This is a genomic window from Paraburkholderia sp. AV2 (assembly GCF_054968425.1).
In genome coordinates this window covers 17294-43795 of the sequence record NZ_JBANLK010000049.1, presented here as the reverse complement: position 1 = coordinate 43795, position 26502 = coordinate 17294, and the positions used below count along the sequence as shown (strand labels likewise).

General features: G+C 68.6%; 10 protein-coding genes. 9 read left to right on the top strand and 1 reads right to left on the bottom strand.

Going from position 1 to position 26502, the window contains the following annotated elements; genetic code table 11:
• Position 1: 1 nt before the first annotated feature.
• The 8 genes from V8683_RS25795 to V8683_RS25760 all read left to right on the top strand — a co-directional run bounded on the left by V8683_RS25795 (position 2) and on the right by V8683_RS25760 (position 23202).
• Positions 2-385: a 4'-phosphopantetheinyl transferase family protein gene (locus tag V8683_RS25795; RefSeq protein ID WP_462880689.1), complete on the top strand. Its 384-nt coding sequence runs from the start codon at positions 2-4 to the stop codon at positions 383-385.
• 469 nt (positions 386-854) lie between these two features.
• The gene (locus tag V8683_RS25790; RefSeq protein WP_411191315.1) at positions 855-1109 is read left to right on the top strand and encodes an MbtH family protein; all 255 of its coding nucleotides are present in this window, start codon (positions 855-857) and stop codon (positions 1107-1109) included.
• A gap of 1 nt (position 1110) precedes the next feature.
• Complete coding sequence (locus V8683_RS25785; RefSeq protein WP_411191314.1) at positions 1111-1881, top strand: thioesterase II family protein; 771 nt, start codon at positions 1111-1113, stop codon at positions 1879-1881.
• A gap of 101 nt (positions 1882-1982) precedes the next feature.
• Positions 1983-3425 carry a cupin domain-containing protein gene (locus V8683_RS25780; RefSeq protein ID WP_411191313.1) on the top strand — a complete coding sequence of 481 codons (1443 nt, stop codon included), beginning with the start codon at positions 1983-1985 and terminating at the stop codon, positions 3423-3425.
• A gap of 197 nt (positions 3426-3622) precedes the next feature.
• Complete coding sequence (locus V8683_RS25775; RefSeq protein ID WP_411191312.1) at positions 3623-14995, top strand: amino acid adenylation domain-containing protein; 11373 nt, start codon at positions 3623-3625, stop codon at positions 14993-14995.
• A complete protein-coding gene (locus tag V8683_RS25770) occupies positions 14992-21813 on the top strand; it encodes an amino acid adenylation domain-containing protein (protein WP_462880688.1) in 6822 nt (2273 codons plus the stop codon). Before V8683_RS25775 ends, V8683_RS25770 begins: the two co-directional genes overlap by 4 nt.
• Positions 21814-21830: 17 nt before the next feature.
• Complete coding sequence (locus tag V8683_RS25765; RefSeq protein WP_411191310.1) at positions 21831-22865, top strand: TauD/TfdA family dioxygenase; 1035 nt, start codon at positions 21831-21833, stop codon at positions 22863-22865.
• 37 nt (positions 22866-22902) lie between these two features.
• Positions 22903-23202: an acyl carrier protein gene (locus V8683_RS25760; protein ID WP_411191309.1), complete on the top strand. Its 300-nt coding sequence runs from the start codon at positions 22903-22905 to the stop codon at positions 23200-23202.
• Positions 23203-23259: 57 nt separating this feature from the next.
• Here V8683_RS25760 and V8683_RS25755 read toward each other — a convergent pair whose 3' ends face one another.
• Positions 23260-24072 carry an AraC family transcriptional regulator gene (locus V8683_RS25755; RefSeq protein WP_411191308.1) on the bottom strand — a complete coding sequence of 271 codons (813 nt, stop codon included), beginning with the start codon at positions 24070-24072 and terminating at the stop codon, positions 23260-23262.
• Positions 24073-24298: 226 nt separating this feature from the next.
• Here V8683_RS25755 and V8683_RS25750 point away from each other — a divergent pair, with 226 nt between their 5' ends.
• The gene (locus tag V8683_RS25750; RefSeq protein ID WP_411191307.1) at positions 24299-26488 is read left to right on the top strand and encodes a TonB-dependent siderophore receptor; all 2190 of its coding nucleotides are present in this window, start codon (positions 24299-24301) and stop codon (positions 26486-26488) included.
• Positions 26489-26502: the final 14 nt, after the last annotated feature.

Genomic DNA, 26502 nt, shown 5'->3' with positions numbered 1-26502 from the left:
TATTGCTATCGGGGGGGGGCGGGGGGGGGGGGGCCCCCCCCCCCCGCCGGGGGGGGGACCCGCGGGGGGGGCGCGCGGGGCGCGCGCCGCCCCCCCCCCGGGGGGCCACCGGCGGGCGCGCGCGCCGCCAGCGGCGCGCGCCCAGGTATTCGTGCGCATCTGGACGGCGAAAGAAGCGCTGCTCAAGACGCTTGGCATAGGGATCGCACAAGACTTGCAGACGTTTTCGGTCGACCCGTGTCAGCGTGAGGGTACGGGGGAGCCGCGCGTGGAAACCTTGGCCGCGTCGGGACCAGGGGTGCGGCTGCGGACGCTGCGCTTCTGCTGGCTTGACGAACTGGCGGGCAGCGAGGGCTGCGTGGCTTGGGCGCCGCGCTGGCCTTGACGTCGGGGCCAGGCGAGCGTCGATCGCGCGACCTGTCCGAGCGCCCCGGTGCGGGAACAGCGATATGTAGTCCTGATCGACAATCATGGGCTGGCGATTATGCGTTTTGCAATGCAAGTGCGATTGAATGCGGTGTAGCGCGGGCGGCAATTTGTGACAGGAACCTTAAAGCCCCTGATAGCGGTAGTCTTAAATGGCCTTTCCGTGCTTCCCGCGCAGCGATGAAGCTTGGCGCTCAAGTCTTTGATGACGCGGCAGAATCGAGCGAATGAGGCCAGTCCGCCGCGTATGTCTCCAGGCTTGACAGGTTGACACATGAGCAATGAGCTACTACCGTTGAATAAGTTAATGGGAATGATTTGCGTTTTTATTTATAGATGGTCGCTACTGCGGATGCAACACGGAACCCTGCGCGCCGAGTCTCGCGGCGATCGCTTCGATTAACCGATTCATGCGAAGGAGGGCAGTAATGAGCTGGGGCGATGAAAACACCCAATACCACGTGGTGGTGAACCACGAAGAACAGTATTCGATCTGGCCGGACTACAAGGCGCTGCCGGCGGGATGGCGCGCGGACGGCAAGACGGGCACGAAGGACGAGTGTCTGGCGCATATCGAGGCAGTCTGGACCGACATGCGTCCGTTGAGCCTGCGCCAGGCGATGGCGCAGTACGACGCATCGGGCACGCCAGGCGTGCCTGCCGCCGGCGGCGCGCAGGCCTGACATGCGGGCCCTCGCCGAGGCGCCGGTTACGCTGTTCTGTCTGCCCTACGCCGGCGGCAATGCGGCGATCTATCGTGACTGGCGCGACGCGCTTCCGTCGTGGATCGACTGCGTTCCGCTCGATCTGCCGGGGCACGGCCGCCTGCGGGCGATGGCGCCGTGCAGCGACTGGCCGGCGCTGGCCACGGCGCTGCTCGACGCGATCGGGCCGTTGCCCGCGCGCGATTTCGCGATCTTCGGGCACAGCATGGGCGCGCTGGTCGCGCTGGAGCTGGCTCACGCGCTGCGCGAACGCGACGGACGCGAACCCGTCTGGCTAGGGGTAGCCGCGTGCGCCGCCCCGCTCGAGCGCGATTACGAGACGAAATGGCTCGAGTGCGGCGCAGAGCAGATGGTTGAGGAACTGCGGCGCCTGGGCGGCACGCCCGAAGAACTGCTCGGCGACGCGGAATTTCTTGAGCTTGCCTTGCCGGTGCTGCGCGCGGATTTCCACTTGTGCGCCACCTATGTGCGCCGCTGGCGTACGCGATCGGGCCCGCTCGCCTGTCCGGTTTGTGCCTTCGGTGGCCGGGAAGATTCGTTATCCGAACTTCATGAAAATCTTTCTTCGTGGCGCCACGAAACAACCGGCGCGTTTCGCGAGCAAATGCTGGACGGTGGCCACTTTTTCGTCGAAACGGCACGTGCGCCGTTGATTCGTGAAATCGCAGGTGCCTTGCGCGACGTCGTTGCCTTCGCGCAGCAACCGGCCGCGCTCGCCGCCGCCGGTTGAGCCTGGCCGCATCCGGCCGCCAGTGACGTGACGGCATGTTGTCTCCGTTTCCTCTCTATTGATTCGAATTTGCCGCAACGTCGGCACAAGGAGCTTTCTGCATGACGTACCGTTCTCCCGCCTTATTCGATTTCGGGGCCTACGCAGGACAGAGCGAAGCGTATGTCTCGCTGATCAAGCAGTTCGCGGCCGCGCCGGCGTTTCGCAGTGCAACGGTCGACGAACTCGTGCTCGACGGCGATTACCACCGCCGGCCGCTGCGTCCCGAGGATTTCGAGTTCCTGAAGTTCATGAAGCCGGTGCGCAGCGACAACGTGAGCCGCCTGCCGTCGCTGGCCTCGAACCGCACGCTGCTGTCGATCTACGAACTGGACGTGGCGCGCATGCCGCAGAGCGCCGCTCCCGCCGACTGGCAGCGCTTCGCCAGCTTCTACCGCGAAGACGCGCGCACGCTCGGCGCGCAGATCGCACCGTTCCTCGAAGACTATGCGTTCTCGTATCTCGGCGATCCTGCCGCGGACGAGGAGGGCGTAGATGCCGCTGCGGCGCGCCTCGTACGCCTCTTCGACGAAGAAAGCGCGTTCTGGGGTGAAACGTTTGCGCGGCTGCTGCGCAACGACTACCTCGAAGAGGGTCTGCGTTTCATCATGATCCAGCGCTGGGCGCTTGCACCGTCGCAGCGGAGCGCGGTGGCGCGAGCCGTGGCGGGCGGCCGGTTCGACGGCCTGCCGCCCGATGCGCGACCCATGGTCGGCGGCAATGGGCAGGATGACGAAATGCTCGCCCGCGTCGCGAACCATTGCGGCGTGACGCGCCAGCAGCACGCCTACTGGCAGTTCTATCTGCCCACCAGCATGGCGAAAACCAACCTGCTGTACGCGCTGGCCCGCCGCCCGGATCGCGCTTTCGCGCTCGCGGGCGCCGCGTTCGCGGCCGAGGTGGAATGGCTCGCATTTGTCGCAGCGCTCGAACGCGCATGCGCGCATCTGCGCGCGCCGCATCGTCGCGCGGACGACCGCCAGGCACGCAGACAGGATCTGGACGCGCGTCTGCGCCATGCGCTGCAGGCGATCGGAGAACACTACGGCGAAGCCGGCCGCGCGCAGTGCGTGCAGGGCATCGCGGCGTTCGATCGCCTCGCGGAGCGCGCGCGCTGGGATCTCGGCGAACAGCTCAAATGGCTCTCGGCCATCCCGCGCTTCTGCGAGTTCGCGCGGCGTATCAGCACGCGCATCGACGCCGAGTGCCCGGACATCGACCGCGAGACCTTCGTCGAGCCCCACGAGATGTGCTCGACCACGCACGTGCACAACGACCATCGCCTCGTCACGATCCAGGAGGGCGAGATGCTGTTCTGGGGCAATCTCGGCATGCAGCTCCAGATGTTCGAGGGAGACAGGGTGCTGATTCCGGACGGCCGGCTGCACGGCTCGACCGTGGTGTCGGGCGAATGCACGTATCACCAGCCCATCATTCCCGACGACTGGGTACAGGTCTTCCTGCGCGAACTCGAAGCGCCGGACGCCACGCGGGCCGCCGCCTGACATAGCGCTCAACGCAGCGCCATACCAACGGGTGCCGCGCACACCGTTCTCCAGACACCTCGCCAGCAGGTGCGGACGTTCCCCACAAAAAATTCATGAAGCGCCCTTCTCGCGGGGCGGCTAGCGTGCGCCGCCGCCATGAGGCGCCGCGCGCGGACAGCCTGCCTGTGGTTGAGGGCGCAACCAGAGGAACGAAGATGCGACCGAATGACGAAATGACGCAGCACGACGCGACGCCGTCGCTCACCCCGATCGAAGAGAACCCGGCCACGAGCGGTTTTAGTGCGGCCGACTGGAAAAGCCGGATCATCGCCGGGCGCCGGTGCGGCGCGGCAGCGCAGCCGCCGGCATGGCTCGACGCTTCATACGGGACCTTGCGCGAGCAGGTGATGCATCCGGCGTATCCGTGCTTCTTCGGCACGATGGCCGAGCGGCGCGGCGAGATGTTCTATTCGTTCGTCAACGGCAAGGACATCGGCGATCTGCCCGCGACCATGCAGACGTTCGCGGAACTCGCAACGCTACCGCAATACCGCAAGAACAACATCGCGGTGTTCTTCGAGCCCGACGCAGAACCGCTCACGCATGACGCGTATCACGCGCTCTTCTGGCAAACGCTGCAGCAACTGCACAACGTCGACCCGGACCCGGCCGCCGACCAGCAGCCCGAGCCTTCGGACGAAGCGTGGGAGTTCTCCTTCGCCGGCGTGCAGATGTTCGTGGTGTGCGCGTGCCCCTCGTTCGTGCTGCGCCACAGCCGCAATCTCGGCCCCGGCATGGTGCTGCTGTTCCAGCCGCGCAGCGTTTTCGTCGATACGATCACCAACAAGGTGATCGGCCGTGAGGCGCGCAACCAGGTCCGCAAGCGGCTGGAGACGTGGGACGATACGCCCGCGCATCCGGATCTCGGCTTTTATGGCGACCCCGGCAATCTCGAGTGGAAGCAGTACTTCCTCGACGATCACAATGTGCGTGCCGCCGACGTTTGTCCTTTCCTGAAGCGCAAGGCGCGCGAAGCGGGCATCCGGCCGCTCGCGGCGCAGCGCGAGCCTCAACCGGAAACCGAAACGCAGCCCGGCTTGCCGTCGCCGCATGGCGCGCAGACGCAAACCGATCTCGCCACGGTCGCGCTCACCTATGCCGGTCTGCCGGCGGAGAAGCGCACGACCTTCCGCGCGCGCCTGCGCGAGCGCGGCCTGTCTGGCCGGCAACTGCCGATCGTGCCAATCGTGCCGCCCGAAGGCCGCGCGCAGCGTTTTCCGCTCTCGCCCGCGCAGGAGCGTTTGTGGTTTCTCTGGCAACTGAACCCGGACGATGCGGGCTACAACGTCGCGGGTGCGCTGCGGCTGGCGGGCGCGCTCGACATCGAATGCCTGCGTGCGGCGCTCGATCATGTGGTGGCGCGCCACGAGGTGTTGCGCACGCGCTTCGATGAAAGCGACGGCCAGGTGGCGCAAGTCGTCGGCGGCGTCAGCTACACGTGGTCGGAAATCGACCTGGGCACGGCGCATGGGGAGCGCGCGACCGAGTCGGGCGATACGCGTGGCGCGCTCGAACAGCGCCTGCAGGCGCTCTCGCTCGCGCCGTTCGATCTCGTGCGCGGACCGCTCCTGCGCGTCGCGCTGCTGCGCGAGGCGTCCGGGGCCGACTATCCACCCGCACATCCGCCCGCGTCGTACGTGCTGCACGTCGCGCTGCATCACATCATCGCGGATCACGGCTCGGTGAAGCTGCTGCTCGACGAATTCGTCGCGGCCTACGGCGAGCTGTGCGCCGGTCGCTCGCCGGCGGCCGCGCCGTTGCCGGTGCAGTACGGCGACTTCGCCGCGTGGCAGCAGGAATGGGCCGACGACGGCGAACGCGAAGCCGATCTGCAGTACTGGAAGCAGCAGCTTGGCGATGCGCCCGCCGCGCTCGATCTGCCGGCCACGAAAAGGCGCGGCGGCATTCGCAACGTGCCGGGCGCGCGCGTGAGCATCGAACTCGATGCGCAGCAGACGCGCGCGCTCAAACAGCTTGCGGCGGAGCATCGCACCACGTTCTCCACGCTGCTGCTGGGCGCTTACGCGGTGCTGCTCGCGCGCTACACGGGCCAGAAAGACTTGCGCATCGGCGTGCCGGTATCGGGCCGCAATCGTCTGGAGACGGAGCGGCTGATCGGCTTTTTCGTCAACACGCTCGTGATCCGCGCCGACCTGGCCGGCGTGCCGACCTTCGGCGCGCTGCTCGAGCGTTTGCATGGCTGTGTGCTCGACGCGCATCGTCACGACGGCTTGCCGTTCGCGCAGCTCGTCGAGGCGCTGCAGCCCGAGCGCAGCGCCGGGCAAACGCCACTTTTCCAGGTGATGTTCAATCACACACGAGCGCAGCGCGTCGAGCTCGATGTCGCGGGTCTGCGCGTGACCGAACTCTCGACCGACCTCCCGACCGCTCGCTTCGATCTCGTGCTTAATGTGGTCGAACGCGACGACACCGTGCGGCTGTCGTTCAACTACGCGGCCGACCTGTTCGACGCGGCGATCGTCGGGCGCATGCTCGACCATTTCGCCGCCATCCTCGCGCAGGCGGGTAGCGTCGCCCGAGCGCCGCTTGAGCGCATCGCGCTGGAAGAACCGCGGGCCGAACGGGCGGAGCGGCGGCTCGCCGCCTTCGACGCGGTGGGCGCGCGCTTCGACCGCCGTGCCGCTACGCAGCCGCACGCGCCGGCCCTGCATTGCGAAGGCGATCGGTTGACCTACGGCGAGCTTGCGCGCTGGAGCGACCGTATTGCTGCGCGGCTGCGGCGGCTCGGCGTGCAGGCTGACCAGCGCATCGGCCTGTGCATCGAGCGCTCGGCGGCGCTTGCGGCGGGCGTGCTCGGCGTGCTGAAATCGGGCGCGGCGTTCGTGCCGCTCGATCCCGCTTATCCGCTCGAGCGTCTCGAGTCGATGCTCGACGACGCGGGCATTGCCTGCGTGCTGGCCGACAGCACGGGCGTGCAACGGCTCGGCGCCTTGCTGCAGGGGCGCGAGCCGATCGACGTCGCGGCGCTCGCGCACGCGGCCGACGCTGCCCACGGTTCCGCGGGCAGCGAAACAGACGAAGCGCACGAAGCGCACGAATTGCCGATTGAGATTCACCCGGAACAACTGGCCTACGTGATCTACACGTCGGGCTCGACGGGGCGTCCGAAGGGCGTGGCCATCACACACGGCACGCTGGCCCGGCATCTGGACGATTTCATCGGCACGTACGGGATCGGCGCGGACGACAGGCAACTGCAATCCTCCACGATCAATTTCGACGTCGCGCTGCACGAGTTGCTGCCCGCGCTGCTGATGGGCGGCCAGGTCGAAATGCGCGGGCCGCAGCTATGGGACCCGGAAACTACGAGCCGCCATCTGATCGAAGAGAAGGTCACGTTTGCGCGCATTCCCACCGCCTACTGGCAGCAATGGCTGCGCGAGCCGCCCCCCGCCGCATCGCTCGCGGCGCTACGGCAGATCACGGTGGGCGGCGAGGGGTTGCCCGGCGACGCGCTGCGCCGCTGGCGCTGCGGCCCGCTCGGTCATATCCGGCTCGACAATCTCTATGGCCCGACCGAGACCACGATCGCCTGCATGTACCGCGAAACGTGCGACGAGGACGCGGAACAGGCGATTGTCTCGATCGGCGGCCCGTACCCGTCGCGCACGGTGTGCGTGTGCGACGCGGACGGGAACGAAGCGCCGGCGGGCGCGATCGGCGAGCTATGCGTGGGCGGGCATACGCTGGCGCGCGGCTATCTGGGCCGCGCGGCGCTCACCGCGGAGCGCTTCGTTCCGGACCCGCACGGCCCGGCCGGCAGCCGCCTGTACCGCACGGGAGATCTGTGCCGCCGGCGGCTCGACGGCAGCATGGACTTTCTCGGTCGCCTCGATCAGCAGGTCAAGCTGCGCGGGCATCGGATCGAACTCGGCGAAATCGAGGCCGTGCTGCGCGAAGCGCCCGGCGTGGAAGCGGCCGCGGCCGCCTTGCACGGCGAAGGCGAGGCGCAGCGGCTGGTGGGCTACGTGGTGGGCGACGCCGACGACATGGCTGTGCGCCGTCTGCTGCAAAGCCGCTTGCCGGGCTACATGGTGCCGGCGGCACTGGTGTGGCTCGACCGGCTGCCGACGATGCAGAACGGCAAGCTGGATCGCGCGGCGTTGCCTGCCCCCGGCAACGATGCCGCGCGCCGCCGCACCGCGCCGCGCACCGTGCTCGAAGCGTCGCTGCTGGAGATCTGGCAGGCGGTGCTCGGGCGCGACGACCTGGGCGTGACCGACAACTTCTTCGACGTGGGCGGCCATTCGCTGCTGCTGATGCGTGTGGCTTCGCGCGTGCGCCAGACGCTGGGACGCGAGGTGACGCTGCGCACGCTGTTCCTCAATCCGGTGCTCGCCGATCTGGCGGCCGAGCTCGACGCTGAGGCTCCGCACGAGGCCGATGTCATCGCGCCGCGTCAACCCGGCGTGCGCATTCCGCTCACCGACGGGCAAGAGCGCCTGTGGTTTCTCTGGAAACTCGAACCCGAAAGTGCCGCGTACACGATCTCGGGCGCCGTGGGCCTGAGCGGCGCTCTCGACCGCGCGGCCGTGCGGCGTGCGCTCGACGCGCTCGTCGCGCGTCACGAGACGCTGCGCACGCGTTTCGTGGAAGCGGACGGCCAGCCGTGGCAGGTGGTGGACGCCGCGGGCTCGTACGACTGGCGCGAAGAGGACCTGGGCGGCGCGGACGAACTCGACGCGCGCCTCAAGACACTCACGCGTCTGCCGTTCGACCTCGAGCGCGGCCCGATGCTGCGTATCGCGCTGCTGACGTATCCCGAGGCGCCAAACGAAACCGTGCTGCACTTCGCGATGCCGCACATCGTCTCCGATGCGTGGTCGCAGGCGATCTTGCTGCGCGAGTTCGCGCAGGGCTACGAGGCCGCGCTGCGCGGCAACGCGCCCGCGCTGCCGCCGCTGCCGATCCAGTACGGCGACTACGCGCTCTGGCAGCGCGCGCAACGCGATCCGCAGGCGCTCGAAGCGCAATTGGCGTACTGGGAATGCGAGCTCGGCGACGAGCAGCCGCTGCTCGCCCTGCCGGCCGACCGGCCGCGCCAGGGTGCCCGCAGCAGCGCGGGCGCCACGCTGCGCCGAACGCTCGATGCCTCTCTTGTGCAGTCGCTCGATGCGCACGCGCGCGAGCAGGGCGCGACGCGTTTCATGACGCTGCTGGCGGCGTTCGGCACGCTGCTGCAAGGCTACAGCGGCCAGCAGGACGTGCGCGTCGGCGTGCCCGTGGCGGGCCGCGACCGGCTCGAAACGGAGTCGCTGCTCGGCTTCTTCGTCAATACGCTCGTGATCCGCATGACGACGGCGCGCAGCGCGCCCTTCAGCGCGTTGCTGGACGAAGTGCGCGAACGCATGGTGGGCGCGCACGCTCATGCGGACGTACCGTTCGCGACGCTGGTCGAGCGGCTGCAGCCGCAGCGCAGCGTTGCGCATACGCCGTTGTTCCAGGCGATGTTCAACTATGGCGAAGCGGGTACGGATCCGTTTGCACTGCCAGGCATTGCCGTGCGCACGCTCGCGGGCACCGCGTCGGCGGCTCAGGTCGACCTGTCGCTCGACGTGACGGCGGAGCAGGACGGGCTCAAGCTCTCGCTCACTTACGCCACCGATATTTTCGAGCGCGAGACGGCTGTTCGTCTCTTCGACAGCTACGTCGACGTGTTGCGACAGATCGTGCAGGATCGCCACGCGCGCAACCTCGCGCTGCTGGACGCATCCGGGCGCGAGCGGCTCCTCGCGTGGGGCCGCAATCCGCGGCGCTACGCGCAGGCGGCGCCGGTGCACCGGCTCATCGAGCGCCAGGCCGCGGCTACGCCGTATGCGCTCGCGGCGCAGTTCGGCGAAGAGACATTGACCTATCGCGAACTCGACGCGCGCGCCAACCGGCTCGCGCACCGGCTCATGAAGCTCGGCGTTGGGCCCGATGTGAGAGTGGGCATCGGCATGGAGCGCTCGCTGGATACACTGATCGCGTTGCTCGCCGTGATGAAGTCGGGCGGCGCCTATGTGCCGCTCGATCCGGCGATACCGTCGGCGCGGCGCGCCTATATGGCCGCCGACAGCGGCGTGCGCCTCGTCATCACGCACCGCCATCCCGCGCAGGATGTTTCCGGCCTGCCAACGCCGGTACCGCTGCTGGAACTCGACAGCCTCGATCTGAACGGCGAATCCGAGCATCGTCCGCTAGTCGAGGTGAGCGGCGAACAGCTCGCCTACGTGATCTACACCTCGGGATCGACGGGCAAACCGAAGGGCGTGATGGTGACGCATCACGCGCTGGGCCATTTCATGCTCGCCATGCAAGAGGCGCCAGGTCTCGCGGCCGACGACGTGCTGCTGGCCGTGACGTCCTTGTCATTCGATATCGCCGCGCTCGAACTCTACCTGCCGCTGACGGTGGGTGCGCGCGTGGTGATTGCGCCGCGCCAGACGGTGCGCGACGGTGCGGCGCTTGCGCGGCTCGTCGAGAGCTCGGGCGCGACCGCGCTGCAATCGACGCCCGCGGGCTGGCGCCTGCTGCGCGCGGGCGGCTGGCCGTCGGGCGCGCCGCGGCGCTTTAAGGCGCTATGCGGCGGCGAGGCGTTGCAGGCCGATCTCGCGCGGGATCTGCTCGGCCTCGGCGTCGAACTCTGGAATCTCTATGGTCCCACCGAAACGACGATCTGGTCGGCGGCGGGCCGCGTAACCGACGCGGCGCCGGTGCTCGGCGGCCCGATCGCGGGCACGCAGCTCTACGTGCTCGACGCGAATCTCGATCTCGCGCCGGCGAACGTGGCGGGCGAGCTCTATATCGGCGGCGTGGGACTCGCACGCGGCTATCTGGGCCGCTGCGATCTCACGGCGGCCCAGTTCGTCGCCAATCCGTTCGAGGCCGGCGGCGCGCGCCTGTATCGCACGGGCGATCTGGCGAAGTGGCGCAGCGACGGTCGACTCGAATATCTTGGCCGGGTCGATCATCAGGTGAAGATCCGCGGCTTTCGTATCGAGCCCGGCGAAATCGAAGCGCAACTGCTGGCACACGAGGACGTGCGCGAGGCCATGGTCGTTGCGCGGGATGGGGCGCTGGGAGCGTGCCTCGTCGCGTATGCCGTGCCGCGCGACGGGCTCGATATCGATGCCGGGACTTTCGGCGACACGCTGCGCGAGCGGCTGGCCCGCGCGCTGCCGGACTACATGGTGCCCGCGGCGGTGGTCGTGCTCGAACGCCTGCCGCTGAATCCGAACGGCAAGGTGGACCGGCACGCGCTGCCCGCACCCGCCGCGGCGCACAGCCGGTGGGCGCCGCCGCAAGGCGAAATGGAGACGCTCGTTGCCGGGGTCTGGCAGCCGTTGCTGCGCCTCGGGCGGGTGGGGCGCCACGATCACTTCTTCGAGCTGGGCGGGCAGTCGCTGCTGGCGCTGCGCATGACGGCCGCGTTGCGCGAGGCGCTTCGCGTCGAGGTGCCGGTGCGGCTCGTCTTTGCTGCGCCGGTGCTTGCCGATCTTGCGCGCGTCCTTGTCGAGCGGATCGAAGCGAAGGACGGTAGCGGCCTTGCCGCACAGTTGGCCAGCCCCATCTCCGCGCGCCCGGCGGGCATGAACACGGTGCCGCTTTCGCCCGAGCAGGAGCGTCTGTGGTTCTTCTCGCGCCTGCATCCGCAGAGCGCGGCATACAACCTGCCGGGTGCGGTACGGCTGGAAGGCGCGCTCGACCGTGCCGCGCTGCGCGGCGCGCTTGCGGCGCTGGTGGCCCGGCACGAGAGCCTGCGCACGCGTTTCGTCGAGATCGATGGCACCGCGATGCAGCGCTTCGATGCGCCCGCGCCATCGCTTTCCGTGCTCGATTTCGAAGACGTGCCGCGCGCCGGGCAGGCGCAACGCGTTGCCGACACGCTCCAGGCGATCTCGCGCGCGCCGTTCGATCTCGAAACCGGACCGCTCCTGCGCGTGACACTCCTGCGCCTTGGCGACGAGGATCACGTGCTGCACGTCGTCACGCATCACATTGTCTCGGACGCCTGGTCGAACCAGCTCGTGCTGGAGGAATTCTCGCGCGCTTATGCGGCACTGTGCGAGGGTGGCGCCGCCGATGCGGCGCCGCTGCCGCTCCAGTACGCCGATTACGCGCTGTGGCAGCAAGCGGACGCACAAACCGCGCGTGCCCATGCCGATCTCGACTTCTGGCGCATGCGTCTTGCAGGCGGTCAGGGTGGGCTCGAACTGCCCTTCGACCGCCGCCCGGGCGCCACGCGCAGCCCGGCGGGAGCGCGGTCGGGCGTGACGCTCGGCTCGTCCACCGTCGAAGCTGTGCGCGCGTTCGCGCGCAGCCATGACACGACGAGCGTGACGGTGCTGCTGGCGGCCTTCAACGTGCTGCTCGCGCGCTACAGCGGCCAGTACGATATTCGCGTGGGGATGCCGGCAACGGGCCGCGACCGGCTCGAAACGCAGCGCATGATCGGCTTCTTCGTCAACACGCTGGTCGTGCGCAGCGAACTGGATGGCCTTCCCGATGTCGCCGCGCTCGTCGCGCACGTGGGCGGGCGGCTGCGCGAAGCCCAGGCGCATCAGCACGTGCCGTTCGCGCGCGTGGTCGATGCACTGAGCCCCGATCGCAGCCTCACGCAAACGCCGCTCTTCAGCGTGATGTTCAACTACGACCACGGCACGGCGGGCGAGGGCCTGCGGCTGCCGGGCCTGCGGGCGTCGCGCGTCGAAACGTCTACGGGAACGGCACGCTTCGATCTCGTGCTTTCGGCGCGCGAGGAGGCGTCCGGCACGGCGCTTTCGCTGGCCTATGCGCGCGATGTCTTCGACGCCGCCACGATCGGGCGCATGCTTGGCGAATACGTTTCGGTGCTCGAACAGATGGTCCGTGGCGAGCACACGCCGCTGGCCGCGCTGCAGCTCGCGCCCGTGCTTGCCATGCGTGGCGCAGATCCGTTGTGCAGGCATCCTTTCGCGCCGGTGGGCGAGCGCATCGCCGCCCAGGCGCGCCGCACGCCGCACGTGAATGCACTCCATTGCGAAGGCGTCAGCCTGAACTACGGCGAGCTCGACGCGTGGTCGGCGCATATCGCGCGCGCCTTGCAGGCATGCGGCGCGGGCGCGGAGAGTCGCGTCGGCCTGTCCCTCACGCGCGGGCCGGGACTCGTCGCGGCACTCGTTGGCGTGCTGCGTTCGGGGGCGGCCTTCGTGCCGCTCGATCCCGCCTATCCGGCCGAGCGCCTGCGCGCCATGATGGATGAAGCCGAGCCGGGCTGCGTGCTTGCCGATACGCAAACGCTCGCGTCGTGCGCACCGCTTTTCGCTGGCCGCAACACGTTCGACATCGCAACCCTGCGCGGTGCACCGGGAGACGCGGCACCCGAGGTGCACGCATCGATCCATCCGGAGCAGCTCGCGTATGTGATCTACACGTCGGGGTCGGCGGGGCGGCCGAAGGGCGTTGCCGTGAGCCAGCAGGCGCTCTGCCGCCACCTCGACGATTTCATCGCGGCCTATGGCATCGGCGCGAACGACACCCAGTTGCAATCGTCGACGATCAACTTCGACGTCGCGCTGCACGAGATGCTGCCCGCGCTGATCCAGGGCGGCCGGGTCGAAATGCGCGGCGCGCAGTTGTGGGACGTGGAGACCACGAGCCGTCATCTGATCGAGCAAAAGGTCACGTTCGCGCGTATCCCCACCGCCTACTGGCAGCAATGGCTGCGCACGCCCCCGGCCGCGGCGGACCTCGCGTCGCTGCGCCAGATCACCGTGGGCGGCGAGGGGCTGCCCGGCGGCGCGCTCGCGCAATGGCGCGCCGGCCCGCTCGCGCACATCCGCCTCGACAACCTCTACGGGCCGACGGAGACGACGGTCGCGTGCATGTATCGCGAGACGCGCGCGGCCGATTGCGCGCAGACCATCGTGTCGATCGGCGAGCCCTATGGTTCGCGCTGCGTCTACGTGATGGACCGCGACGGCAACGAACTGCCTCCGGGTGCGCTCGGCGAGCTGTGCATCGGCGGGCTCACGCTCGCGCGCGGCTATCTGCGGCGGCCGGGGCTCACGGCCGCGAGCTTCATTCCCGATCCGCGGGTGCCGGGCGCGCGCCTCTATCGCAGCGGCGATCTGTGCCGCCGCCGCGCCGATGGCAGCATCGACTTCCGGGGACGATTCGATCAGCAGGTCAAGCTGCGCGGCTTTCGCATCGAGCTCGGCGAGATCGAAGCCGTGCTGCGCGAAGCGCCCGGCGTCGAGGGGAGCGTGGCGGCGCTGCATGGCGAGGGCGACGCGAAGCGGCTGGTGGGCTACGTGGTCGGCAATGCCGACGAGCGCGCGCTGCGCCGCGCGCTCGAAAGCCGCCTGCCGGGCTATATGGTGCCGGCCGCGCTCGTGCGGCTCGACCGCCTGCCGCTGATGCACAACGGCAAGCTCGACCGCGCCGCGCTGCCCGTGCCCGAGGCGTCCGGGGCACGTGACGCCGCGCGGAAAGCGGTGCCGCAAACGCCCCTCGAAGCCGAACTGCTCGGCATCTGGCAAGCGGTGCTGCCGCACGGCGAATTCGGCGTGACCGACAACTTCTTCGAAGCGGGCGGACATTCGCTGCTGGCGCTGAAGGTGCTCGCGCGGGCGAGGGAGCTAGGCCTGCCCGCGCTCACGCTCGAAGCGCTGTTCCAGCACGCGACGATTCGCGCGCTGGCGGCTCATCTGGAGTCGCAGGCGCAACCGGCCGCCGTGAGCGCCTCGAACATCGTGGCGATGACGGTGCGCAGCGATCTGCCACGCGTGTTCGCGCTGCACGCCGCGTCGGGGCTCGTGTCCGACTACCGGCCGCTTGCCGCGGCGCTCGAAGGCGTGGCAAGCGTGTACGGCGTGCAGGCGCCGTTCTATACGGAGTCCTGGTGGCCCGGCGATCTCGCGCAGCTTGCCGCCGACTACGCGGCGCGCATCCGTAGCGTGCAGCCGCACGGCCCGTACCGGCTGATCGGCTGGTCCGTGGGCGGGATGATCGCCGTCGAAGTGGCGCGTGCGCTTGCGCACGACGGCGCCGAAGTGGCGTTCGTCGGCCTGATCGATGCGTACGTGCCCGAGGCGGCCGACGAAGCTCGCAGCGACGCCTTCATCGGCCACGACGTCGCGCGAACTTACCGGGCGACCGACGCCGAGATGCAGGCGCTGCTCGGCGATACGGGCAGGCAATGGGTGCTGCCGGATGGCCTCTCCGACGCCGACACACGGGCGCTGCTCGGCCGGGCCCTGCTGTTCCAGCGCCACCTTGGCCATATCGTGCGGGGCGCCGAGCGCGCGCCGGCACCCGTCGATCTCAAGCTCTGGTGGGCGCAGCAACGCCCCCATCGTCCGGCGCATGCGGCGGCCGGGTCATGGCAGGCGCGCGTAAGCGGCCGTATCCGGCAGGGCGAGGCGATCGACGCGGACCACAAGCACATCGTGCGGCACCGTGACCTGTTCGACGCGCTCGCACGCGAAATCGAAGCGAGCGCCGCGCTCGACGCACGGAATGCACGAAAGGAGGCACTGCGATGAATGCGCGACAACGCGACAACCGGGGGTCGGGCGCGATGAGTGAAACCGGCCTGGCCGCGCGACTGCGTTCGCTCGCATCGCGGCGGCCTTCCGGCACCGCACTGATCACGATCGACGCGAGCGGCGAGACGCGTTACGACTACGCCGAGCTCGACCGCCGCGCGAGCCTGCTCGCCGCGCGGTTCGCCCGCGACCGTGCCGCGGGCGAACGCGCGCTGTTGTTGATGGACAGCGGCGTCGACTACGTGAGCGCGTTTTTTGGCTGCCTGTATGCGGGCGTCGTTGCGGTGCCGGTCTATCCACCCGAGTCGAAACGCGAGCAGCATCTCGCACGTCTTTCCGGCATCGCTCACGACGCGGGCGTGCGCTACGTGCTGACGACCGCGCCGCTGCACGAACGCTATGCCGGCGAATACGCGGCGCTCGCACCCGGCTCGGCGGCCGTGGCCGTCGATACGCTTGCCGCCGCCCGCCAAGAAGATGCGCGGGCAACGAATATCGCGGGTGCGAGCGACACCGTTTGCCCGCTACATCCGGTGCGCGCGGACGATGTCGCTTTTCTGCAGTACACCTCGGGCTCCACCGGCACGCCCAAGGGCGTGATGGTCAGCCACGGCAATCTGCTCGCAAACGAAATCGCGATCAAGGCCGGCCTCGGTGTGCGCGACGACGACGTCTTCGTGAGCTGGCTGCCGCTCTATCACGACATGGGCCTGATCGGCAGTCTGTTGCAGCCGGTCTTCAGCGGCATTCCGCTCGTGCTGATGTCGCCGCAGTACTTTCTCGAGCGTCCGCTGCGCTGGCTCGATGCCATTGCGCGCCATCGCGGGACGATTTCAGGCGCGCCGGACTTCGCCTATCGCCTGTGCGTCGAGCGTGTCGGCGACGAAGCGCGGGCGCGGCTCGATCTGTCGAGCTGGCGGCTCGCGTTCTCGGGCTCCGAGCCAGTGCGGCGCGATACGCTGGACATGTTCGTCGCGCGTTTCGCTCCGGCAGGCTTCGATGCCGCCGCGCTCTATCCGTGCTACGGCCTCGCGGAAGCCACGCTGTTCGTGACCGGCAGCGTGCGCGGCGCGGGACTCGTCTCGCACGCCTTCAGCAGCGCCTCGCTCTCGGCGGGGCACGCCCTCGTGGCGGGCGAGCGCGAGGCGGCCACCGTGCTCGTCGGCTGCGGTGCCGTACAGGCCGCGCATCGCGTGGCCATTGTCGAGCCGTCCAGCGGGGAGACCCTCGGCGACGGCCGGATCGGCGAGATCCACGTTGGCGGCCCGAGTGTTGCGCACGGCTACTGGCAGCGTGCCGATGCGAGCGCGCAGGCATTTCGCCACGAGCTCGAAGACGGCGGCGCGACGCGTTGGCTGCGCACCGGCGACCTGGGGTTCGTGCACGACGGGCAGCTCTATATTGCGGGGCGGGCGAAGGATCTGATCATCGTGCGCGGGCGCAATCTGTATCCGCAGGATGTCGAGCAGCCCGTCGAGGCGCAGTGCGAATTTGCGCGCAAGGGGCGCGTCATTGCGTTCGGCGCGCAGCGGGAGAGCGGCGAGGGCCTGGCGCTCGCGCTCGAGATCGCGCCGCGCATGAGGAAACGTTTCGCGCCGGACGCGATCGTCGATGCGTTGTGCCGCACGGCGTTCGACGCGTGCGGGGAGACGCCCGCCGTGATCGTGCTGCTCCAGCCCGGCGCGTTGCCGAAGACGTCGAGCGGCAAGCTGCAGCGTGCCGCGACGCGCGAGGGCTGGCAGCAGCGCTCGCTGGATCAGTACGCGCTGTGGGAAGAGGGTGCTTTCCTGATCGGCCCAGGCGAGGTTTCGGCAGAGCGTGCTTTGCGCGAGGATGCCGCGCTCCCGAAGCGGGAGCGAGAACTGGGCGCGCTGTGGCGCGAAGTGCTGGGCGACGACATTGCGCTGACGCCCGACTCGCACTTTTTCGCGTGCGGCGGCAGTTCGTTGAGCGCCGCGCGGCTAGTGGCGCGGATCGGCGAATGCTACGGACGGCGCTGCGAAATCGCTCTGGTATTCGAAACGCCGACACTCGGCGAGATGGCCGAGGCGCTCGCCGCGCAACTCGCGCAGCCCGCATCCTTGAACGCCGATATCGGGCAGGACGCGCCTATTGAAGCCACCGGAGAGGCGCTCGTCTCGCATGCGCAGCAGCGGCAGTTGTTCGCATGGCGGCTCGATCCCGAGAGCCGCGCATATCACGTCGCGGCGGCCATCCGTCTGCACGGTGTGCTCGACATCGACGCGTTGCGGCGCAGCTTCGATCAACTGAGCGAGCGTCATGCCGCGTTGCGCACGTATTTTGCCGAGGCGCCCGACGATGCGCTGATGTACGCGCCACGCGTTGCGGTGCCGGCGCCGCTGGCGTGGGGCGACTTCGATCTGCGCACATCGGCCGGCCCTGGCGGTGCGGGCGATACGGGCGAAGGGGGCGCCGCCATTGAGCGCGCGCTCGCAGCCTGTGCGCAGCGCTTCGCCGCCGAACCGTTCGACCTGCTGCGCGGACCGCTCTTGCGCGTCGGGCTCGCACGTTATGGCGACGACGCGCATCTGCTCATGTTCGCGCTACATCACGTCGCGACCGACGGCTGGTCGATGCAGATCTTCGTCGAGGAGCTTGTCGAAGGCTATCGCGCCGCGCTGCAGGGCGCACCGGCACGGCTCGCGGCGCCCCCGGTCACTTACGCGGATTACGCCGCGTGGCAGCGCCGCTGGCTGAAAAGCGCACAGGCCGCGCGCGATCTCGATTACTGGCGTGGCGCACTGGCTGCCCATGCGCTGCCGCTGGCCTTGCCCTACGATCGAGCGGCGACTCCGGGCGACGATGCACGCGATGCGGCCCGCGTCTCGTTCGCGCTGCCTGCGCCGCTCTCGCAGGCGGTTCGCGCGGTGGCGCGCCGCCCCCGCGCGCCGCCGTTCGTCGTGCTGCTCGCCGCGTATCACGCGTGGCTGTTCCGCGTGACGGGGCAGGGCACGATCCGCACCGGCGTGCCGGTCGCCAACCGGCAGCGGCCCGAGACGCATGGCGTGGTCGGTTTCTTCGTCAACACGATCGTGCTGCACAGCGACTGCGAAGCTGCGCTCACGCCCGGCGGTCTGTTCGCGCAGTTGCGGCGCCGGACGCTCGACGGCCAGGCACATCAGGCGCTGCCGTTCGACGTGCTGGTCGAGCATCTGCATCCGTCGCGCGACGCGCAGCACGGGCCCCTCTTCGAAACCACCTTCAATTATCTGAGCGACGACTACCCGGCGCTCGAACGCTGGCCCGGACTGCGGGCGTCGCGCTACGAGATCGCCGAGGCGCACGTCAAGGTGCCGCTTGCGCTCGACGTGCGCGAGACGCGTGACGGCCGGATGTGCGGCTATTTCACCTACGCGCGTGCGCGTTTTCGCGCGGCGAGCGTCGAGCGTATGGCGGCGCAGTATTTGCGTGCCGTCGAGGCGCTGGTCGCGGCGCTTTCCAGCGACGCAGCGGCGAGCACCGCGACGCTCGCCGATCTCGATCTGCTCGGCGGCGAGGCAAGGGCCCAGGCGGAAGTGCACAGCCGCGGTGCCCGCACCGTGGCAGGCGAGCCGGTGCATGTGCGCATCGCGCGTCACGCCGCAGCGCAACCCGACGCGCCCGCCGTGATCGACGGCGCGCTCAGCCTCAGCTACGGCGAGCTCGAAGCGCGCGCAGCGCGCGTCGCGCGCTGGCTGCACGATCGCGGTCTGGAGGCGGGCGAGCCGGTGGCGGTCGTCGCGCATCGTTCGGCGGCCTTCGTCATTGCGATGCTCGGCGCGCTCAAGGCGGGCGGTGCCTACGTGGCGCTCGACGCGGGTAATCCGCCGCAACGGCTCGCGCAGACGCTGCGGGACTGCGGAGCGCGCTTCGTGCTGCACGAGGGCTCCGTGGCAGGGCTGGACCTCGGGGGCACACAGCACGCGTCCATCGACGAAGCACAGCGCCATGCGCAGACGCACACGGGCCGCGCGGCGCTTGCCGGCCTGCCCGCCGTCGATCTGCGGGCAGCCGCGTATGTGATCTACACGTCCGGTTCGAGCGGCACCCCCAAGGGCGTCGTGATCTCGCACGCGGCGCTCGCCAACTATGTCGACGCGGTGCTGGCACGCCTCGCGTTGCCGCCTGGCGCGCGTTCCGCGATGGTTTCGACCGTGGCTGCGGATCTTGGCCACACGGTGCTGTTCGGCACGCTCGCGATTGGCGGCGCGCTTCATCTCGTGGATCGCGACACGACGCTCGACGCCGACCGCTTCGCGCGCTATATGGCGACGCATCGTATCGATGTCCTGAAGATCGTGCCGGGCCATTTGCAGGCCTTGCTGCAGGCGGAGCATGCCGCCGACGTGTTGCCCGCGCACACGCTCGTGCTCGGCGGCGAGGCGTCGTCGTGGCCGCTGCTAGACACGATCGAGGCCCTGCGGCCGGACTGCCGCGTCGTCAACCACTATGGTCCGACGGAGACGACCGTCGGCATCCTCACGCAAGCGGCGGCGCGCGCCAGCCGCGAAGCGGCGACCCTGCCGCTCGGCCGGCCGCTCGACAACTGCGACGTGTGGGTGCTCGACGAGCACATGAACCCGGTCGGAGCGGGCGAAACCGGCGAGCTTTATCTGGGCGGCGCGGGCGTGGCGTGCGGCTATCTGAACCGTCCGGGCCTGACGGCCGAGCGTTTCGTGCCCGATCCGTTCACGCCGGGCGCGCGGCTCTATCGCAGTGGCGACCGCGGGCGGCGTCTTGCCGACGGCACGGTGGAGTATCTGGGCCGTATCGACGATCAGGTCAAGATTCGCGGGTATCGCGTGGAACCGGGCGAAATCGCGGCGCGCTTGCGCGCGCTTGAGGGCGTGCGCGACGCCGCCGTGATCGTGGTGCCGCCCGCGCGCCTCGCCGCATTCGCGACGCCCGCGCACGGCCGCGCGCCCGAGGCCGCGCTGCTCAAGCAGCAGCTCGCGGCCGTGCTGCCCGACTACATGGTCCCGGCGGTGCTGCGCGTGATCGATGCGCTGCCGCTGAACCGCAACGGCAAGCTCGACCGCGAGGCGCTGGCAGGCCTCGCGAGCCGCGCCGCGGTGCCGCGCGACGCCTGCCACGATGCGAAGCGCGCCGCGCCGCAAGGCGCGACCGAGATCGCACTCGCGCACATCTGGGCCGCGCTGCTGGAACTGCCCGCGAAAGCGCCAACAATCGCGCGCGACGACGGTTTCTTCGCGCTCGGAGGTCACTCGCTCGCGGCGATGCGCCTCGTCTCGCGCGTGCGCTCGGCGTGGGCCGTCGAGCTGCCGCTGCGCGACATCTTCGCCACGCCGACCCTGCAGGCGCTTGCCGCGCGCATCGACGCACTGCGCGCCGGGTGTCCGCCGGTCGAAGCGATCGAGGCGATCGGGGTGCGTGAGTCTGCCGCGGCGCTACCCGCCGTCGAGCGGCGTGCGGGCCTCCCCCTGTCGCTGATGCAGCAGCGTATCTGGGTGGTCGATCAACTCGCCGGCAAGGGGCTCGTGTCGTACAACATGGCTGCGGGACTCGACCTGCGCGGTCCGCTCGACGCCGGCCTGCTGCAGGCCAGCCTCGCCGCCGTGATCGTGCGCCACGAAGTGCTGCGTGCCTCGTTTGCGAGCGACCACGACGGCGATCCGGTGATGACGATCGCGGAGCGGTTGGACGTGCCGATGCCCGTGATCGATTGCACCTCTTCGGCCGGAGGGCACCCCGGGGCGCTCTCCGCGCCTGAGCGCGCCCGCACGGTCGCGTGTGCGCTCGACGAAGCCGCGCGCACGCCGTTCGATCTGGCCGCCGCGCCGCTCCTGCGCGCGTCGCTGCTGCGCTTCGACGCGCAGCATCACGTGCTGATCGTCGCGGTGCATCACATCGTCGCGGATGGCACGTCGGTGCGCATCCTGCTGGACGAGCTATGCGCCGGCTATCGCGCGCGCCGCGACGGCGCAACGCCGGATCGGCTCCCGCTCCCTGTTCAGTACGCCGATTACGCCGTGTGGCAGCGCGCGCAGCTCGCGCCGGCCGCCATGCGCGCGCTGCAGGCGTTCTGGCGCGGCTATCTGGCCGGTGCGCCGCACGTCCTCGCGCTGCCCGCCGACCGTCCGCGCCCCGCGCAGGCATCGCACGCCGGGGAGGCGCTGCACTTCACGCTGTCCGCCGCGATCGGCAAGCGCGTGTGCGCGCTCGCGCAGGCGCATGGCATGACGCCGTTCGCCGTACTGCTCGCGAGCTTCCAGCTCTTTCTGCACCGCCTGACCGGCCAGCCCGACCTCCTGATCGGCACCGACGTGGCGGGTCGCGACCGCAGCGAATTCGAAGCGCTGATCGGCTTCTTCGTCAACGTCATACCGTTGCGCTCGCGTGTCGCGCCGGACCGCGCCAACCTCGCGAGCTTCGACGCCTGGCTCGACGCCGCGAAAGCGGCCGCATGGGACGCGCTTGACCATCGTGCGTTGCCGTTCGACCGTATCGTCGATGCGCTCGCGGTCAAGCGCCGGCGCGATGTGAATCCGCTGCTGCAACTGCTGTTTGTGCAGCGCGACCTGCCGCGCGAGAACACCGGCGTGCCGGGACTCGCTATCGAACTGATGCGCGCGCGCACGACGCAATCGAAATTCGACATGGCGCTGTTCGTCGAAGCGGCGGATGCGGGCTACGAAGTCGAATGGGTCTATGCGAGCGCACTGTTCGACGCCGCGACGATCGAGCGCTGGTTCGGCGCGTGGCGCGCGCTGCTCGATGCGGCGATCGCAGCTCCGCACGCACCGCTCGATCTGCCCCGGACCGCCGGCGCTGCCGACGCGGCCCTTCTGCAATGAACGAGAGTCTTTCCATCATGAACCCAACGCTCTTTCCCGACGCCCATGTCGAGGCATCCTTTTTCGACGAGGCCGGCGGCCTGCCGCTCGTGCTTACACCGAGTGGGCCCATCGGCGATCTGCCCGGCTGGGTCGAAGCGCGGCGCGGTGCCCTGGAAGCGGCGCTGCTACGCCATGGCGCCGTGCTGTTCCGCGGTTTCGCGCTGGACGATGCGGCCGCTTTCGAGGCATTCGCGGAAGCGATTTCGCCAGGGCTCTACGGCGAGTACGGCGATCTGCCGAAGCAGGACGGCGGCCGCAACACCTATCGCTCCACGCCGTATCCCGAGAAGCAGATGATCCTGTTCCACAACGAGAGCGCGCATCAGTCGCGCTGGCCGCGGCGGCAATTCTTCTTCTGCGCGTTGCCTTCGCCGGTGGGGGGCGCCACACCCATCGTCGATTGCCGGGCGATGCTGCGCGCGCTGCCCGCGCCGCTCGTCGAGGCCTTCGAGCGCAAGCAGATCATGTATGTACGCACTTTCACGCGCGGGCTCGATGTGCCGTGGCGCGAATTTTTCCGCACCGACGACCGGCGCGAGGTCGAGGCGCGCTGCGAGGCCGAAGGGGTGCAGTACGAATGGCTGGCGAACGACGAGCTGCAGACGCGCACCGTATGCCCGGCCGTGATCGCGCATCCGCGCACGGGCGAGCGCGCGTTCTTCAATCAGGTGCAACTGCATCACGTGAGCTGTCTCGACGCCGACGTGCGGCTCGATCTGCTCGATCTGGCGGGACCGGGACGCATGCCGCGCCAGGCGTATTTCGGCGACGGCAGCGAGATCGGCGACGAGGCGATGGCGACTATCGGCGCGGCCTACGCGCGTTGCGCCGTGCGCTTCGCCTGGCGCAAGGGCGACGTGCTGATGCTCGACAATATGCTGGTCGCGCATGCGCGCGATCCGTTCAGCGGTCCGCGCAAGATCGTCGTTGCCATGAGCGAGCTGGTCGAGCGCGCCCAGATCGCCGCGCCCTCTTTACCCTCGGCCCTCGCGCAACTAGCGAGCGCCTGACACCCGATTTCTACTTCAACGCTTCAGGAACCCTTTCATGGAACATCTCGCGCCTTCCCAGGCCGTACAGGCGACCCAGCCGGACCCGGCGGTCCAGTCTGCTGAATCGATCGAGGCCGAAGTGCGCAGCCTCTTTGCGGCGCTGCTCGATCTCGACGAGGCCAGCATTGGCGACGACCAGGACTTCTTCGAGCTCGGAGCCGATTCGCTGCTCGTCATCAAGCTGGTCGCGCGCATTCGCCGCAAGCTGAACATGGAGCTGACGCCGGGCGACGTCTTCGACCACCCGAGCGTGGCGTCGCTCGGCGCCTTGCTCGCGAGCCGGCAGGCGGCATAAGGGATCGCCAGGGACTGCCAGGGACCGCTCACATGCGTCCGCGGTCCTGCCCGGCGCTCACTGCGCCGCGCCGAGGTCCTGCCCGTTGCGGCTGCGCAGAAAACGCTGCGGTGTTTCCCCCATGGCGCGCCGGAACATCGTGATGAAGGCGCTGGAGTTGCGGTAGCCGAGCTCGGTGGCGATCGTGGCGACCGGCATGCCCTTGGCGAGGCGCGAGATCGATTCCACGAGGCGCAGCCGCTGGCGCCACTGGCCGAACGTGAGGCCGGTTTCTTCCTTGAACGCACGCTCGAGCGTGCTCTCGCTCGCGCCCACGCGCATGCCCCAGTCGTTGAGCGGCGTGTTGTCGGACGGCGCATCCATGAGCTGCCCGCAGATCTGCTGCAGGCGGCGGTCCTTCGGCAGCGGCAACAGGCCCTCGGTGGCCAACTGCGCTTCGCGTAGCTCCTGCAGCAGAAGCGGGTCGATCAACGCCGAGCGACGCTCGGGCTGGTCGTTCTCCAGATCGACGACGAGCGCGGCCACGAGTTCGTGCAGCAGCGACGAAATCATCAAGACATGGCAGTGCGGGTCGTCGCGCGGGGCGAGATCGGTTTCGAAATAGACCGTGTACATCACCGCCGGGCTGGCCGCCTGAAGTTCGTGCGCGACGAGCGGCGCGATCCACAGGCCCCGGTACGGCCCGAGTGTCCAGGCGCCGTCCGGCGTGATGACGCGTAGCACGCCGCGCGTCGTGTAGACGAATTGCGGCTGCGAGTGCGAGTGCCAGCTCTCGCTATCACCGCTTTCGAAATCATACCTTTTTGCTATGACAGGGCGCTTCAGATAGCGGCGCTGCATACCGGTCAGACGTTGCCAGATCTCGGTCATTTTGTGAATTGCCGTTAAAAGTGGTGCGCAACCGTCAAATTTAGACGGCTTCGCACAGCAATTTGACAGGACGTCGGCGAAGCTCAGGCCGTATTCTATCGCTCTTACACAATTTTACGAATCACAATAGTAATGATTCTTATTACTACCTTTAGTTATCTAAATTAAATTTTTCAACGGGATGGACGGGATGAATCGGGGCTGGGTTGGCGAGGGTTACACCAGGGTGGGGAGCAAAGCAGCGGGCAACACCGGGCGGATCAAGGTCCGCACAATGACGGCGGTGGTGGCGCTGGCGATCGCGAAGATCGCCAGCGCGCAGACCGCGGCGCCGCCCGCTGCGGCGTCGGATACCGCCGCGGGCCAGCAGTTGCCCGCCGTGGTCATCAAGGGCCAGCAGGCTGCCGAGACCGGCACCGGGCCGGTGGTCGGCTACGTCGCGAAAGTCAGCACGGCGGGCACCAAGACCGACACGCCGATCATCAAGACGCCGCAGGCGATCTCCGTGGTCACGCGCGACCAGATGGACGTGCAGGACGTGCAGAGCGTGGCGCAGGCGCTGCGCTACACCTCGGGTATCAACCCGGAGCAGCGCGGCACGAACACGGATTCGCTCGAATATCTCTACGCGCGCGGCTTCCTCGTCGACGAGTTCTGGAACGGGCTGCGCACGCCCGGGCCGGCCGGCGGTTTCGGCTACAACGTGACGAGCTTCGACCCGTACATGTTCGAGCGTATCGAACTGCTGCACGGCCCGGCTTCGGTGCTGTACGGCCAGGGGTCGCCCGGGGGCACCGTCAATCTGGTCAGCAAGATGCCGACCGACACGCCGCTGCACGAAGTGGGCTTCACGACGGGCAGCTACGGCCGGGTACAAGGCTACTTCGATTTCAGCGGTCCGCTCGACCAGGACGGCAAGGTGCTCTACCGCCTGACCGCCGACGGCTTCAATACGGGCACGCAGACCGACTACGTGAACCAGCAGCGCGTGGCGATCGCGCCCACCATCACGTGGCGCCCGACGAAGGACACCACGCTCACTATATTCGCGAACTATCAGGCGGACCCGGAAGCGGGCATCTACAACTCCGTGCCGTATGGCTATCCGAGCCGCAGCCTGTATCCGGGCGAGCCGGACTTCGACAGCTTCCGCAAGACCCAGGAGTCGATCGGCTATGCGTTCGAGCACCGCTTCAACGACGTCTGGTCGTTCAAGCAGAACTATCGCTATCTGCACAACAGCCAGACCGTGAAGTACGTGGGCAACAACGGTTTCGAGTCGGACGGCGAGACGCTTGCCCGCACGCCGTACCTGAACTACGGCATGGTGAACTCGCACACGGTGGACAACCAGCTCGACGCGACGTTCGACACCGGGGCTGCGAAGCACAATGTCACGCTGGGGCTCGATTACCAGAACATCCAGTTCGACCACCACTTCTACGGGAGCCTCGCGAACACGCCGGGGCTGAACGTGAACGATCCGGTCTACGGCCAGGCGATCCCGTACCCCACGTTCATGTACGCGACCTCGGTGGCGCAGTCGATCAAGCAGCTCGGCCTGTACGCGCAGGACCAGATCGACATCGGTAAGTGGTCCTTCCTGTTCGGCGTGCGCGAGGACTGGGCCAACGAGGACCAGACCTCGTACAAGGGCGGCGCATCGAGCCAGCAGTTCAACCGCGCGTTCACGTGGCGCGCCGGCGCGGTCTACCAGATCGTGGACGGTGTGGCGCCGTACTTCAGCTACTCGCGCTCGTTCCAGCCGCAAGTGGGCACGACGTATGGCGGCCAGGCGTTCGCGCCGCTCACCGGTGAGCAGTACGAGGTGGGCGTGAAGCTGCAGCCCAAGGGCTACAACAGCTTCGTCACGGTGTCGGCGTTCCATATCGACCAGAACAACGTGGCGACCACCGACCCGCTGCATGCCGGCTTCAGCGTGCTCACGGGCCAGGTGCGCTCGCAGGGCTTCGAGGTGGAGGGCCACGCGAGCCTCAGCGACAACCTGCAGCTTATCGCGAGCTACACCTACACGAACCTGCTCAATACGGAGAGCACGACGTCGAGCCTCGACAAGGTGCCGGTCGGCATTCCGCGTAACACGGCTTCGCTGTGGGCCGACTACACGTGGACCGGCGGGCCGCTCGCGGGCCTGCTGTTCGGCGGCGGCGTGCGCTATATCGGCGGTTCGTACGGCGACACCGCGAACACGTTCGTGACGTCCTCGGCCACGCTCGTCGATCTGGCGCTGCGCTACGACCTGGGACGCCGTTTCACGAACCTCCAGGGCTGGACCGCCACGTTCAACGTGACCAATCTGCTCAACCGCCAGTACCTCGCTTCGTGCACGAGCGCGGACTATTGCTACTGGGGTGAAGGGCGTCTGTTCCTGGCGGGAGCGAAGTATCAGTGGTAATTCATGAGGAGGCG